This window comes from Negativibacillus massiliensis, assembly GCF_900148495.1.
Taxonomy (GTDB): Bacteria; Bacillota; Clostridia; order Oscillospirales; family Ruminococcaceae; genus Negativibacillus; species Negativibacillus massiliensis.
In genome coordinates this window covers 342,465-357,625 of sequence record NZ_FTRU01000008.1, presented here as the reverse complement: position 1 = coordinate 357,625, position 15,161 = coordinate 342,465, and the positions used below count along the sequence as shown (strand labels likewise).

The 15,161-nt window shown below is 42.2% G+C and carries 12 protein-coding genes; 3 read left to right on the top strand and 9 right to left on the bottom strand.

The window, feature by feature from the left end:
* Positions 1 to 61 precede the first annotated feature (61 nt).
* The 7 genes from BQ5375_RS07775 to BQ5375_RS07745 form a co-directional block, all read right to left on the bottom strand.
* Positions 62 to 1,141, bottom strand: a complete 1,080-nt coding sequence (locus BQ5375_RS07775) for a serine/threonine protein kinase (protein ID WP_076917672.1) — start codon at positions 1,139 to 1,141, stop codon at positions 62 to 64.
* A gap of 2 nt (positions 1,142 to 1,143) precedes the next feature.
* On the bottom strand, positions 1,144 to 2,469 hold the full coding sequence (locus BQ5375_RS14355) for a trypsin-like peptidase domain-containing protein (RefSeq protein WP_076917671.1): 1,326 nt from the start codon (positions 2,467 to 2,469) through the stop codon (positions 1,144 to 1,146).
* Complete coding sequence (locus tag BQ5375_RS07765) at positions 2,466 to 3,191, bottom strand: PP2C family protein-serine/threonine phosphatase (RefSeq protein WP_076917670.1); 726 nt, start codon at positions 3,189 to 3,191, stop codon at positions 2,466 to 2,468. The genes BQ5375_RS14355 and BQ5375_RS07765 overlap by 4 nt, the downstream gene beginning before the upstream one ends.
* A gap of 44 nt (positions 3,192 to 3,235) precedes the next feature.
* Positions 3,236 to 4,111: a PP2C family protein-serine/threonine phosphatase gene (locus tag BQ5375_RS07760; protein WP_076917669.1), complete on the bottom strand. Its 876-nt coding sequence runs from the start codon at positions 4,109 to 4,111 to the stop codon at positions 3,236 to 3,238.
* A gap of 63 nt (positions 4,112 to 4,174) precedes the next feature.
* Complete coding sequence (locus BQ5375_RS07755) at positions 4,175 to 4,846, bottom strand: FHA domain-containing protein (RefSeq protein ID WP_076917668.1); 672 nt, start codon at positions 4,844 to 4,846, stop codon at positions 4,175 to 4,177.
* 30 nt (positions 4,847 to 4,876) lie between these two features.
* Positions 4,877 to 5,578 carry a DUF805 domain-containing protein gene (locus BQ5375_RS14350; protein WP_076917667.1) on the bottom strand — a complete coding sequence of 234 codons (702 nt, stop codon included), beginning with the start codon at positions 5,576 to 5,578 and terminating at the stop codon, positions 4,877 to 4,879.
* Between the two features lie 397 nt (positions 5,579 to 5,975).
* Positions 5,976 to 6,464 carry a hypothetical protein gene (locus BQ5375_RS07745; RefSeq protein ID WP_076917666.1) on the bottom strand — a complete coding sequence of 163 codons (489 nt, stop codon included), beginning with the start codon at positions 6,462 to 6,464 and terminating at the stop codon, positions 5,976 to 5,978.
* A 358-nt stretch (positions 6,465 to 6,822) separates the two neighbouring features.
* On the opposite strand from BQ5375_RS07745, the gene BQ5375_RS07740 reads away from it, so the two are divergent.
* From BQ5375_RS07740 to BQ5375_RS07730, 3 genes are all read left to right on the top strand, one after another.
* A complete protein-coding gene (locus BQ5375_RS07740) occupies positions 6,823 to 8,124 on the top strand; it encodes a M20/M25/M40 family metallo-hydrolase (protein WP_022133496.1) in 1,302 nt (433 codons plus the stop codon).
* A gap of 27 nt (positions 8,125 to 8,151) precedes the next feature.
* Entirely contained in the window at positions 8,152 to 9,531 is a 1,380-nt protein-coding gene (locus BQ5375_RS07735) for an MATE family efflux transporter (RefSeq protein ID WP_022133497.1), read from the top strand.
* Positions 9,532 to 9,617: 86 nt separating this feature from the next.
* A complete protein-coding gene (locus tag BQ5375_RS07730) occupies positions 9,618 to 10,184 on the top strand; it encodes a helix-turn-helix domain-containing protein (protein WP_022133498.1) in 567 nt (188 codons plus the stop codon).
* A 629-nt stretch (positions 10,185 to 10,813) separates the two neighbouring features.
* On the opposite strand, the gene BQ5375_RS07720 is transcribed toward BQ5375_RS07730, so the two are convergent.
* Both BQ5375_RS07720 and BQ5375_RS07715 read right to left on the bottom strand, forming a co-directional pair.
* Positions 10,814 to 13,132, bottom strand: a complete 2,319-nt coding sequence (locus BQ5375_RS07720; RefSeq protein WP_022133500.1) for a YhgE/Pip domain-containing protein — start codon at positions 13,130 to 13,132, stop codon at positions 10,814 to 10,816.
* 5 nt (positions 13,133 to 13,137) lie between these two features.
* Positions 13,138 to 15,141 (bottom strand): efflux RND transporter permease subunit, encoded by a 2,004-nt coding sequence (locus BQ5375_RS07715; RefSeq protein ID WP_235849987.1) that lies wholly within the window; start codon positions 15,139 to 15,141, stop codon positions 13,138 to 13,140.
* Positions 15,142 to 15,161 lie beyond the last annotated feature (20 nt).

Here is a 15,161-nt window from a genome sequence, read left to right as displayed (position 1 = left end):
TATCATCGAAAGCCCCTGTTATCCCAGTGGCTTTTCCTGATACGTGCATCGATACACTTTCTTAGATAAGTTTAGCTAAAGCGACTAATCCTACCAAAACTGACAGTGCGGCCGCTATACACAGCCCGATAATCAGCCAGTGCAGTATCGGAAGCTTTTTCAAATTTGGCTGAATCGGCGGCGGATCAGGTGCAGGAACAGGCTCTGGTACAGGCATCTCCGTATCTGACCAAACAGTCAGTGCCTCTGCCCGCTCCAACCACTGCTGCACCTTTTGAGGGCGCATTTCGGGGTTAAGCTGTAATCCCCACATCAACAGTGCTTCCCAATCCGGACTAAGCGGAATATCCAACATATGCGGCCAAACAAGCGGGTCTGGCTTATCATCGTACAGGGCAAACTGCCGCTCCGGTGCTGCTGCCGGTACAATTCCGGTTATGCAGTAATAAATTGTTGCACACAAAGCATACAGATCGGTATAATCTCCCTGACCGTGTGAACCGTACTGTTCAGCAGGCGCAAATCCCGGTTTTAGCTGAACTGTCATAGAACGGCCGTCTTCCATTGCACGGGCACAGCCAAAGTCCATCAGCTTTAAAGTTCCATCCGGCATCCACATAATATTATCTGGTGCAATATCCCGATGCAGTACTCCACGTTCATGAATCGCACAAATATCCCGAATTAATGGGGTTAGCCGCGGTCTGAGAATATGGACAGGTATTTTTCCTCCGCGCTCGACCATCTGTCGAAGTGTTGTACCGTCCAAATATTCCATCACCATGTAAGCTGTTCCATTGGCTGGAAAAAAGTCAAGGATCCGCACCACCGATGGAATATCGTCCAATGCCCGCAACATAGCCGCTTCATTTAAAAAGCTCTTTTTCCCGCTTTGGTACACTTCCTGATATTGGCTTAAGGGAAGAATCGTTCCATCTGTCATTCGACAAGGCTGACAACGGTTTGGAAAATACTCCTTTATCGCTACTTTGCGCTTGGAGGCAATCTCTTGTCCACGATAGGTGATGCCAAAACCGCCTTTACCCAGTACTTTTTCCAAGACAAAGCTGTGGCGAGGACCGCTGACAATCGTTCCCGCTGCAAGGCAAGCTTCCATAACAGTAGGTTGGATTTTATCCATTATTAGTGTCCCTGCCTTTCAGTGATGACAAAACTCTCCTGAGTTGAACCAAGATAGAATCCATCTCCTACCTTAACCTCAATCGACTGATTGGACTGCAGACGAGTTCCGGGCAGAATATAAGTACCATGTTTAGAACCCAAATCTTGTAAAAATATCTTACCATGCTTATACCATACTGCGCAATGTTTTCCACTGACACCCGGTGTCTCTGGGAATATGACATTGCAAAGCTCGCTGTTGCGTCCCAAAATCATCGGTGTATTTTTTCGAATCATAAATCGCTGCCCTGCGAGCGCACCGGAGGTGCACTGTACACGATAACCAGAATCATCTGGATTAGAAGCAGCAGGTGTCTGCTGTTTGACCTCTTGTTGTACAACTGGCTGCTGTACCGCATCTGGCTGGTGCTGCTTTTTATTTTTTAATACGATAATAACAATTGCCACTGCGACCAGAATTACACAAACACCTACCACCCCAACAACTGGCATGGAGATATCCATACCTTCCGCACCCGACATGGTGTAAGGGATACTATTTTGATTTAAAAGCAGAATTGCTTCCGAAATGCTGCATGCATAATAGTTTTTTTCCTGTATATCGCTATTAGAAACTGTCCAGGAGTTTACCCCTAATACTTCACCTTTTTCATTGACCATCGGGCCACCGGAATTACCATGCTGAATAACGGCATCTGTCTGTATTCTCCGAACCCCAGAACCGGATGAGGTCAAAAGTCGGCTGATTGTGCCGCCGGTAACGGTCATGTCATTCAATCCGCTCTGACTTGTTGCATCGATCAGCGCATTGTCTGACAACCCAGGGAATCCGATACAATAAATGGAGGAGCCAACCATATCATCACTTGGTTCTGTCAAAACCAATGGTACTCGCTGGTCGACTGGCGTATTCAAACGCAGAACAGCAATATCTGCAGTCTCATTAAAGGCAACAACGTTTGCCTGTACAAAATCGTCACGTTCAAAGTAGACATCCACATATGCTTTTACTGTTATTTCATTTTTTCCATCCGTCAGGGTAGCCCACTCACCTGAACCAGCAGACAGATAAGTCTCGACAACATGGTAATTGGTAATCATATATTCCGGATTTTTGTTCATCTCTCCAACAAAAAATCCGCTTCCTGAGCCTCCTGCGACCAGGGTACCATTTTCATCCCGCACAGTGCAAAAGATCTGTGCAACACCATTTTTTGCATCCTGTGCATTACCTGCTGTTTTTTGTCCGCATCCAACGAGCAAAAGACAAAACGTCATACATAACGCGACAATTATCTTCATCCATTTTCTTTTCATATCGATCATTTGCTCCTCTCCGGTACGGTAAGCCAGATAGCTGCCGCCGTATTATTATCATTATTTTCCGGTGCTCTTTGCCGCAGTATACTGCGCATTTTTTCCACCCACTCCTCGGGTGAAGATGCTTTTGCAAGAGATACCGTCATTTCCTGCTCATAAACATACTCCCAAAATCCATCACTGCAAAGCAAAAAAGCATATTTCCCCGGTATCAGATCAACGCTCCCGGTGTCCACATTCAGACCCCCATCCTGCCCTAGTGCCCGGAAAAGCTGGCTCCTATCCTTATGGAATCGGATTTCATCCTGGGTAATTTCTCCCATCAGTACTGCCACCTGTGAGGCACTGTGGTCGCGTGTTTGATAAACTAGCTCACCATTATAAAATTGATACAAACGTGAGTCTCCAGCATATGCCCAGTCGGCATGACCTGACCCAACTGACAATGCAACAATCGTCGAACGCATTCTGCATACTGGTGTTTGGGATGAAAGAATCCGGCGATGTGCCTGTAAAATCAAATCATACAAAACAGCCGGTGAGGAAATTCCTTTCCATCCATTCTCAAGTGTTTCTACCGCAATTTCCGAAGCTATCTCTCCGCCACCGTGTCCGCCCAATCCATCCGCAAGTACGGCAAGAAATTGATTTTCCCCCGTTTGTCTGATACAGACGGCATCTTCATTGTGCGATCGACCGCCAATATCAGTATAGCTGTAAGCATTCATCACGATTTACATCTCCTTTCCCGTTGATATTTGGTAGAAACAACCTATGTTTCACAAGACAAAATGACTGCCGTATAATTGTCCTGATCTGGATAAGCTTTGTTTAAGATAGCCTGTTCCAGTTCTGCCGGTGCAGTTTCCACCCCTTTATCCAATGCCGCACAGATTTCTGATTCTTCCAGCGCGTTATAGACACCATCCGACATGATAATCAGCTGGTCACCCGGAAGCAGTGTCAGTGGGGTTGATGGCATGTCGATCTGATCGATAGTACCCATTCCCATAAAACTGATCAGCCCGTCTCTTCGTTTGTCAGTATAAACTTCCTGTAACGGTATTTCCCCATTGATTGCCTGTAAAGCAAGCTTTTGTTTCAGGTCATGTTCCCGGTTAAGCTGAATCAGTTGTCCACCACGATAAAGACAGATTCTGCTGTCTCCGATACTTACCCACGAAAAGTGTCCATCCCGTATCATTCCCATTGCCATGGTTGAACCGCTACTGCGATATCGGTCTGGTCCTAAAAAGAGATTTACCTCTCGAACACTCCATTGAGCCAGAGTAAGCAACACCTGCTCCAGTGTTCCCTGTCCCTGTGAATAGCTAAAGCCATCCAGGACGGTTTCGACAACAGTGGTGCTGATTTTATCCCCATCTGAAAGTCCACCCATTCCGTCAGCAACTACGGCTAACAGTCCGCTTCCTTCCAGTAGTTCTGGATCGGAAACACCAAAGCTATCCTGCTGATAGTTTCTCGCACCCTGACCATGCAGCTTACCGACCTGTATCTGCCGGATTACGTTCAATGGCTGCCCGGTATTTTTCTGGTTTATCTGTTTTTTTCTTCGGATAAGCAAAAACACCAACAGACATAACATCAGAAAGCATACGATTGCTACCGGCAACCATTTCAGTTCCAACGATCCACTCCCAGCACTATCGGAAGTTTCCACCGCGAGAAAGATATTCATCCAATCCATGATTTAACTCTCACTCCAGTCAAATTGCTCACCCGACAATGCAACAAATATCAGATTGGTACTTCCAACCGTAATCCGGTCATACGTTTTTAATTCTGCCTCCCGAATAACTGGTTTTCCGTTGAGCAATAATGGATTTTTTCCCAGCTCGTGTGCGATGTAAAATCCTCGTGTTTGAGGAACATAGGTAACGCTGCAATCCCGTTCAGCTGAAATTGTTGCATCACCATGGATGCAGATATCCCCGCTGGTTCTTCCAACATAGTTGTATCCTACCCGAATTCGGTAGTCCGTTCCACGGCAGGGACCATCCAGTGCTACCAACCACCCTACAACTGGTGAAGATGTTCCTGCCGGTGTTGACGGATCGACTGATTGAGTTTCCTGCATCCGTCCTGAATAGCGCACTTCGGGAACAGCGGTCGGCGTAAACTGGCTATAACTTTCCGGCATATAATGTTGATTTTGATATCCGCTATCCGGCGGTGCAGTCTGAGCAAATGAACCTATGTTCTGTTGTCCTGGATCAACAGTTGCACTCATCGAGTCTGGTGCAAATGGATCAAGAGTAGGCGCAAACCCACCGTTGCTGCAGATAGGACAGCTCTCAAACCGACTTGGATCATATGGATGTCCGTTCGGACAAATTTTGATTTTCTTTTGTATTTCCGCCATAAATTGTTTCCTCCTTAATATTTTGTTGCACTACATATAAACAATCTGACACATATTTCCTGGTGAACCCAGATAAAACTTACTTCCAACATTTAACCGCTCCGGATAATCAGGCGGCAAGCGTTTGCCATTTTCCAACCACGTCCCATATCGGGAATTCAAATCGATCAAAAATGGTACCCCTCCTTCCATACGGATACAGCAGTGCTGACTGCTGATACCCGGAACTCCATCTCCAAACCGAATGGCACAGTCTGCCGCACGTCCCATCACAATTCCTTTGCTTCCAATTCGATAGATCTGTCCTCGCAGTGTTCCTGATAGACACTTGACTGCCAACATACCCCTTTCAGAAATTACCGATTGTACATCGCATACTTTCTGTTGAACAGGATTTGCACCATAGCGATTACTTCCTGGCTGGCTATCCTGGCATAACCAAATAATCATCACAACCCAGCCAAAAATTGGAACTAATCCGACCAAGATCCATGCTCCGCTTTTGCCCACATCATGCAGCCGCCGCACTGTCACTGCCAAACTAGGAATCAACATTGCCATCAGAAAGAGTTGCAACAATATCCATCCAAAAGTAAGTACCGACAACAGGGAAAAGGCAAATACGACACAATAATAAAACAGCATGAAATACCAGTATTCTTTTCTCCGGCTTCGTCCATTAAACTGTGCATAGTTACGAAGTACCTGCTCCACCCAATTAAACCATTCCATTTTGACACCTCCTGCAAAATGATTTTCTGCTGCGCCTTTATCATATCATCTCGATTCGATTGATTCGTCCAACTGTTTTCCACGCCTAAAAACACTTACATCATAACTTGTTTTTCCTTTAAGAATCTTACTGTAGTATATAGTCCTTCTATTTAAAAACAGAAAAAAAGACTTCGGTTAATCTTCTTGGGGGCATCAAAATTCTTTTCTTTCTAAAAAGCTAATTAACACCGGTATTTATTTTCATCATGACCACAGCAAAAAACAGGAGTGACGCAGTATCAACTGCGCCACTCCTGTTAAAAATCAATATTCTTCTTCGGCTCGCTTCATATAATCTGGGAACGTTTAAATGAATTCTTTTTATTTTATTATAATAAACAAGTCTCTAAAAATACTACTCCATGGATTTTGCTTGTCGAAAATAGATAATCGATAAGATGAGATATTTGCTGCTTATAACAAAATAAACTCCAGAAAGTGAAAAAACTTTCCCAGAAACCATGATACTAATCGAAGCTATTATCGTAGCCGCAATTCTACTTTGCAAAATATCCCTTTCTTTTCCTATTCCTTGAAGATAAACCATATAAATCTGATAGCCTACCTTAGTCAATGCCATTACAAAAAGCCACAGAATCAGATTTTCCGCACTCAATATTACCGAATCATCCGAAACAATCCAGTTAAAAATATGCTTTTGTCCAATATAACAGAACAAACTGATACCTATGATAATAATCACAGTGAATTTATATCCAATACTAAGATATTTTTTCACTTGTTTTATATAAATTCTTAAAGATCCCTTCCAAATTCCTTTAGATATATTTACTAATATTTTATACAAAAGATAATGGAAAACAGATATTTTTAGAATAATCAATAATTTCTTTCTACATGCTATTGACTTTTCGTATGAGTTGTACTATTGTTTGGTTATAGAAAATAATTTTAAAAAATAATTTGCTATAAGATAAAATATCAGGTCAGTACAAAACAATTAATTTATGAAATTATTTTCATAAATCTGTAAAATAAATTATAAATTCCATGTATTTTCTTTGGAAATATATGGAAAAAGGGGGATTTTATGAAAAACTAATCAATTAATCAGTTTTCTGGGATATTTGCGTCTTTTTTACTGTAGCAAAACTTTACCGCACCCAACAAAGGATGACAGGTATTTGCTGCAGTTCTGAATACAGCTAAAAACTACTACGGCAAAACAAGGAGGAGAGACTATGAATCTGAAAGAGCAAATTGAAGAATATCTTCAAAAAAACAAATTTGAGATTGTTTCAAGAACTTGCGACCTCGTAAAAATACCCAGCATAAATGTGGAGGACCACTCGGGTAAACCTTATGGTATCGAGTGTGCCAAAGCAATTGATTTTTGTGATCAGCTGTGTAAAGAAAAACACCTGGTTACAAAAAATTATGATTATCGTTGCTTGGAGGTCATGTGTCGTGAAAATCAGACTGGAAAACGTCTGATAATCGCAACCCATGCTGATGTAGTTCCTACGGTTGATGATAACATCTACGATCCCTTTGCAGGTAAAGTATATGGAGACTATATTGTGGGAAGAGGTGTCGTTGATGACAAGGGACCTCTGATTGCTTCTCTCTATGCTTTGGCTTTTTTTAAAGAATATGGTATTCCATTAAAAAATGATATCCGGCTGGTATTCGGCAGTAATGAGGAATGTGGTATGGATGATCTTCAATACTATCTTGAAAGAGCAGGCCAGCCTGATTGGGGGTTAGCTGTGGATGACGATTTTCCTACCGTAAATGGCGAAAAAGGGCTGGTTCATTTCAGTATTTCTGCACCAAAGGCTGAGCATGTAGAGTCTGTAAACTCCTATGGCTCCAAACAACGGTTAGTACATGACTATTGTGAGTCCACTATCAACGGCGAAAACATGGTGATAGGAAGAACTGAAAAAGTAGCAAATCCTGTTCTGCATCGATTTACCGGCGAAGAACAGTTATTTAAAAATGATCAGGATGAAAAATATATCAGAGAAATTCTTGCTGATATTGATGGGCATTGTCTTGGTATCAATCATTCTGATGAAATGAGTGGAAAAACATCTGTCAAGGTCTTTAAGGCAGAAAGTGATGCTCAAAACATCACCCTTACCTTCGATATCAGAACACCTGTAACCTTAGATACCAATGATGTTGTCGAGAAACTGATTGCCTATGGAAAGAAAACTGGCTTGGAGGTGAAGATTGTAAAAGTAAGCAAAGGATACTACAAAAAACCTGAAAATGAAATAGTTTCTATGCTTACAGAGCTCTACAATAAAGAGTTTAATGCAAATGAAAAGCCATATGTTATGGGTGCATGCACTTATGCCCGTCTTTTTGATAATGGCTGCGGATTTGGCGGCGGCAATCCGCATGAAGTGAAGCCATTCCCAAAAGGCCATGGAGCTGCACACGGTGCTGACGAAGCTCACAATATATACGTGCTTTTCGATGCCATAAAAATGCTTATTTTAGGCATTAAGGCCATTGATGACAAATGGTCTTGATAAAATATATTTCAGGAGGGTAAGCGTATGTCAAACACGGTAACAACTCTGGATAAAAAAGCCATCAGAAAAGAAATTCTTGTGCTTATCGTTCCAATTATCCTGGAAGGTATTTTCGGATACCTTGCTGGAATTGTGTCGTCCGCATTGGTTGGACGTCTTTCGGCACTTGCAATTTCGTCACAGGGAGTTGTATTTAGAATCACGGATCTTCTCGCTGTTTTCTGGGGAAGTATCCGCATTGGTGCTATGGTTTACTTTGTTAAGCTTTACGGCGAAGGCAAATACAGAGAAATCATCCAGGCATTCAAAAATATCTGTACAGTAACTTTGGGAATTGGCTTTATTTGTATGGCAGTTCTGGTATTCTTCCCAATGCCGATTCTTTCCTTCTTTACAAAAGATGCTGAGATTCTGGCATCTGCACGTACCTACATGAATATCGTTATGGTTGGTTTACCATTCTTTATTATGATGAAGATGAATGCATCTTTGTTCTATTCTGTAGGAGATACCAAAACCCCAATGTACATACAGATTGCTGTAAACATTGTAAACATTGTTTTGGGCTACCTCTTCATCTTTGTTCTGAATTGGGATTTAATTGGTGCAGGCTGGGCAACTGTAAGCTCCCAGATTGTTGGCGGTGTCTCTGGCCTTTACATGCTCTCCCGCAAACCTGTTTTCAAGAAAATCGGTATTACTTCCTGGAAAATTGAGAATACGGAACCAATCAAAGTTACATTTAAAAAAGCCATTCCAATTGCTCTCGAATCCGGATTCTGGCAGATGTCTGCAATTGTTATGACAAAAGTTATCCTTGTATTCGGTACAGATGCATATGCTGGTTATTCTCTCGCTTCCAGCGCTGAAACTTTGACAGAACTTCCTGTTATCGGTTTTACCGTTGCAGCTACAACATTAGCTGGTAAAGCACTAGGCGAAAAGAATGGCCCTCTGTTCCGTGAGTATTACAGACAGCAGATGTGGATGAACTCCATTATCAGTGGTATCGGTTCTGCAGTTATGATTTTCCTCCCAGGTGTGTTTATGTCCATCGTTACAGATAATCCTGCCCTGAAAGAAATTGGTACTGTATACCTGATTATCATGGGTCTTATCCTTATTCCACAGAATGTACAGCGCACACAAAAAGGCATGCTTTACGGCCTTGGCAACACAAAGGTTCCAATGTACATTTCTGGTTTTGGTATCTGGATTATCCGTATTCCATTAGCATCTCTCGCTGCATGGGTATTCCATTGGCCACTGGTTACAATTTGGATCATTATTGCAGCTGACCAGGTAATTCGTTATCTTCTTATGCATTTCTATATTAAGCATATCAATGCTTTGTACTGTGTAGAAGAGCAGGAGAAAAAAGAACTCGAAGCATCCAAAGCATAATAATAACATCCCGGTAAAACGTTGTGGTAAATTAATTGCCACAACGTTTTACTGTATCAAGTAATTTTTAAATATGAGGAAGCAATATGAAAGAATTATCACAAAATGAAACAATAGGAAAATATATACATGATTTACGGATAAAAAATAAAATGACCTTAAAACAGTTGAGTGAAAAGGTAAATCTTTCTCCAGGATTTTTATCTCAATTGGAAAGAGGCTACACAACATTCAGCTTAAACACTCTTTCTGCTTTAGCTGATGTTTTTTCTACTGATTTAAGCTGCTTTTTTACTCAGGAAACCTCATCCGACAGCGAGCAATGTATTGCCAGAAACTATAAAAGAGCAAATTTGAGAATATCAAAAGGTTTTCAGCAATACACTCTATTTTCCAAAATGCACAGCAACAAAATGAATCCCGAAATCTACGAGATCTATCCTGTAAATGAATATTCCGAAACAGTAGTGTTTTGTCATAAGGAAGAAGAATTTATGTTTCTGCTCAACGGAAGCTTGGAAATCACTTTAGGCGATGATGTATTTATCCTGAATCCTCACGATAGTGTCTATGTTCCACCAAATACTCCGCATAGCTGGAAAAATATTACAGACAATATGGTTATTCTTCTCGGCGTCAGTGTTAATCCGTAGTTGTTATTTTCCATATGCTGATCAAAACTTAGGTCAGAAATAAGTTAAACTGATGGTATTTCAATATACATGATGCATGGCATACTACAAAACAGGAATCAACGGCGTAAAATATCTGATTTCTCAAATCAAAATTCCATCTGACAGGCTCTCTGCTATGATCATTTCCTGGATTTTTTGTACTGATCTACTTTTATGTTTATTTTTACTTTCATTACTTTCTATTTGTACAAAAAATATGTAGGATAAACTTTCTTTTTAACTGTCATGCTTTCCATCAGATACTTCTCCTCATAAATCATTACTTTATATACCATATACTTCCATAAAAGATAAAGGCTCCACCCAGAAATTTCTGAGTGGAGCCTTTGTTGCTATATATCATTTTCCGTGATCATGAATGGTGGAGGCAATCCATAACTGCTCATTATCATGAAAGCATATAATATGGTAAGTCTGAAGGATAACTTCAACAACAGTGTCCATTTTGTACTCTGCCAGCATAAGCCTTAATCCACCCGTAAGCGGACTTTCTCTGACAATTCCTTCTTTCTGAAAAAGAGCTTTCCTGTTCGTTGTATCACAGTGCTGTTCAAAAAGAAAGCATTGCAAATAATCTTCAAAAAAGTTTACTTTTCATTATACAGCCCAAACAGTTTCAGGAATTTCTGCCAGAAGGTCAGCTTTGGCTGTGCTGCCGGTTCTTCTTCCGGAGCATCCGGCTCTTGGATTGGTTCCGTCTGGATAACAAACTGAACTGCCTTGACATTGGTGTTTTCGTCCGAGACAAATGAACCGATATCACTAGGATCTCCGGTGATATCACTGACCAGATTATCGATCTGCTCATCGATTTCGCTATTCATTCCACTGGTTCTGTCGCGCATCTCTCCGGTGCCGTCTTTCAGTTCCCCTGCACCATCATAAAAATCGGACATTCCCTGTGCCATATCGACTGTTCCGTTATACAGGGTATTGGTTCCATCTTTGAGCTTCCCGCTTCCTCCGACCAGCTGTTTTGCTCCATCCACTAGCTGACCGTATCCGTCCAGAATTTTTTCCACACCGCCTGTATAACTGTTAATTCCCTGATCCAAAACTTCATACTGCTCAACAAGCATATCGATTCCTTCGGAAAGCTTCGACAGCCCCAGCAGCATTTCCTTGAGTTGCGTTCCAAGGCCCTCAATCACAGAATTAAATTGTTGATAGTTTGTCTGCAGCTTTTCTGCCCCACTCATCAGTTCTCCGACACCCGGAACTGCAGCACTCAGAAAAGTCTCTGTTCCTTTTGCTAATGCAAGATTTCCGTTAAACAGTTCCTTTACCGTTTCTAATTCTTGAATCAAACTTCTGAGTAAAGAAACCTGCGCCTGAATTTCCTCCTGTGAGATTACTGAACTACCGGAAGAATAATAATCATCCGTTGAGCTTTCTGCCCCTGCCATTTGTGCAGGCTCTTCCGTCTGCAACTCATCGAAAGCTCCTGCATCCTCATCGTTTTGGGAAGTATTCGAAGAATCCTCCTGACTGTTTTCTTCCTGAGACGTCATATTCTGAGAAGCATCTGTGCTTTCTCCTTCAGAAGACTGTTGTATTTCTTCTTCAGTATGCTCCTCCGAGACATCCGGTAAAGGCATTGTTTCGGCCGGAACATCCTGCGCTACAGGAGGTTGAACATCCTGTTCCAACGGAACCGGGATTTGGGACAGCATATTGATAACATTATTGAGTGCATCGATGATACCATCAATAAGCTCGACTGCTGAACCATTTCCTTGCTGCAATTTTTCCAGTCCATCTTCTCCCAGTCCTGCTTTATACTGATCGATTCCGCTCTTCAATGTAGAGATTCCTCCAACTAGCTCACCGATCCCATCATTGATCTCATTGGAGGCTTTTACCAGCTCATCAATTTGATCACTGGATGCAGAGATGGATTTCAAGGCCTCTTGGATGGTTTTCAGTGCCTCCTTTACCTTTGCCGAACCCTCTGTAAGGTCATCCGAGTTGGAATCCAGTTCAATCAGACCATCCTGTACCTTTAAGATACCGTCATAAAGCTCCTGAACACCTCCGTCCAGATCACTCATCCCATCACGCAGATCTAATGCTCCGCTTTCCAGATCACTGCTTCCGTTCTTTAGATCGGATGCACCGTCTTTCAGCTCCAAGCTGCCATCATCCAGTTTCACGATTCCATCAACCAGCTCATCAACCTTGGACATCAGCTCTTCGTCGTCCACTTCAATGTCTAAGGAAAGAGGGACTCCGTTAACTGCTATTGCTGGCATTTCAAAATCCTTTACATCTGCTGTAATAGTTAGATCTGCTTCTTTTCCCGGAAGGATGGTATAAGTCAGTTGCTTTTTGCTTCCGACATTTGCTACGGTTGCATCTTCGGTCACGATATTCTCACATTGATTGGTGTCCAGCGTAACCGATGCTTGAAGCGCATAATTTTCAAAAAATGCGCCGCTGCAATTCGTATTTTTTCGGATCGACATTGTGATTTTTAACGCACCGCTCTTTCCTGCGATCTCCTCTGCCGGATATTCCTTTCCATCCAGATAGTAGTGGAGCGAAAGATCCCAAGGCATCACATTTTTGGAAAGCTTTCCCTCATAGTAAAGCTTTCCCGCCTTTGCATCCACGGTGACCTTATCTCCCGAGTATTCGATCTTGTCGGTCGTGGTCATATTCCTCAGGCTTTCATAGCGTCCGTAATCTACGATCTGACCGTCTTTATCCAAATCAAAAATATTTACGACGTTGATTTCCTTTACAGAACCATCTGTATTCAAGTTGACATACACTACTTCTTCTTTTGGAGTGTTCGGTACTGCCTCGGCAGCAAGCGGCGAAATGGTCATGGAAGCAGAAAGAATCACTGCCATGACACATGCAACTATACGATTCCATTTTTTCTTTGTATCGATGTAACTCATCGTTTCTATGCCTCCTGTTCTTTTGGTTCATTTTGTTTTCTTGTGTGCTTTATTTTATGTTTCGGCGGCTGAACGATCAGTCGGTCAAACAGATATAACAAGCCTGGAAGGACGAACAAAACGATTGCTAATGAGAAAATGGTTCCACGTCCAATAAAAAGTCCCAGCTGTGCAAGAAGCTGATTGGTGGAAATATATCCCATCAGCAAACCAACTACGGTCAGTACACTGCCGGAAGTCAAAATTGAAACGGTTACGTCGGAAATTGTTTGGACAACTGCCTGTTTTTTATCAAAGCTCTGCCTGTTTTCTTTATAACGGTCGGTCATCAAAATTGCATAATCGACGGTCGCTCCAAGCTGGATGGAACTGATAATCAGGTATGCAATATAGAAGATCGTCGTGTCCATAAAATATGGTACCGAGAGATTCAGCCAGATTGCAGTTTCGATGCTCAAAACCAGGATCACCGGCAAGGATATCGAATGCAGTGATACCAGCAGTACCAGGAACACTGCGCCGATTGCAAGCATGTTTACTTTCAGCATATCATCCATTACCGTGTTCATCAGGTCATAGGTGCTGACCCCTTCGCCTGCCAGATAATATTCATTCGGATAGTATTCTGAAGCAATATCCCGGATCTTCTGAATCAGATCAAAAGTTTCCTGACCTTCATAGTCAGCATTGACTGAGATTACCATTCTGCTGTAATCCTCCGAGATTAACTGCGAGATTGTTTTTTCGTCCAAATATTCCAGCGGAACTTCAGCTCCTGCCAGATCCACATAGGAAATAATGTCGCTTACCTGTGGCAGTGTATGCAGCTCATTGGAAAGCTCCTTCTCTGTCGCGGTATCTCCGGCAGGTACCATCAAAACATAGGTATCGCTCTTGCCGAATACCGACTCAATCGCTGCCGTATCATCTCCTAATCGGGTTCCTTCTCCAAATATGTGGGAAGAACCAAAATAATAGTTGTTTGCGTTGGACGCAAGATAGGATGGGATAAAGATCAGCAGAAAGATGCACACCATCGGGATGGAGATCTTTCTGACAAATTCGCCAAATCTACGGAAGGACGGGAGCAGCTGTTTATGCTTGCTCTTATCTAGCAACTTATAAACCGACAAGATAAATGCTGGCATAAATACAAACACAACAATCAGGCTGATTGCAACGCCTTTTGCAAGTGCAAGTCCAAGGTCCGGTCCGATCTTAAAACGCATCAATACCAAGGCTAAAAATCCAATTACTGTTGTCAGACCACTGGACAAAATCGAGGATGTCGATTTGCACAAAGCATCGATCATTGCCGATTGTGGATCACTGTTTTCCAGTCGGCATTCTTCAAATCGATGGATCAGAAATACCGAATAATCCAAAGAAACCGCAAGCTGCAAAACGCTTCCAGCAGCATTTGTTACAAAGGATATTTCACCAAACATCAGGTTCGTACCGTCATTGATGACGATTGCTACTCCAAGTCCAATCAAAATCACCAGCGGTTCCAGCCAATAATTGGTGGTCACAAGCAAAACGAGCAAAACGAACAAAACAGCAATGACCGTAATTGTCTGTATTTCAGATACGGTGTTGGTCGTTGCATCCGCTGTTGCTACCGCACTTCCTGCAATTGCATTGTCTCCGCCAACCAAATCCTTGATCTCTGCTACTGCTTCGATTCTCTTGTCTTCTTCTATGGTAACAGTAAACAACGCGGTATTATCTTTATAATATGTTTCCACCACTTTTTCGTCCAAGTTATCAAACGGAGTGGTAATGTCTACTGAATCATCCAGCCAGGTGACAGCGCTCACACCATCGATTGCTTCCAGTTTTTCTTTATAATCGAGTGCCTGTGGAATGGTGACATTAGAAACCATGACTCGAGCGTTTGGGATTCCTCCCTCAAATTCCTGTTCCAAAACATTGATTGCTACCGTTGAGGGACTGTCATCTGGAAGATAGTCATTGATGTCGTAATCTACCGATACCATGTTCTTCATAAAAAAACTGATAATCGATA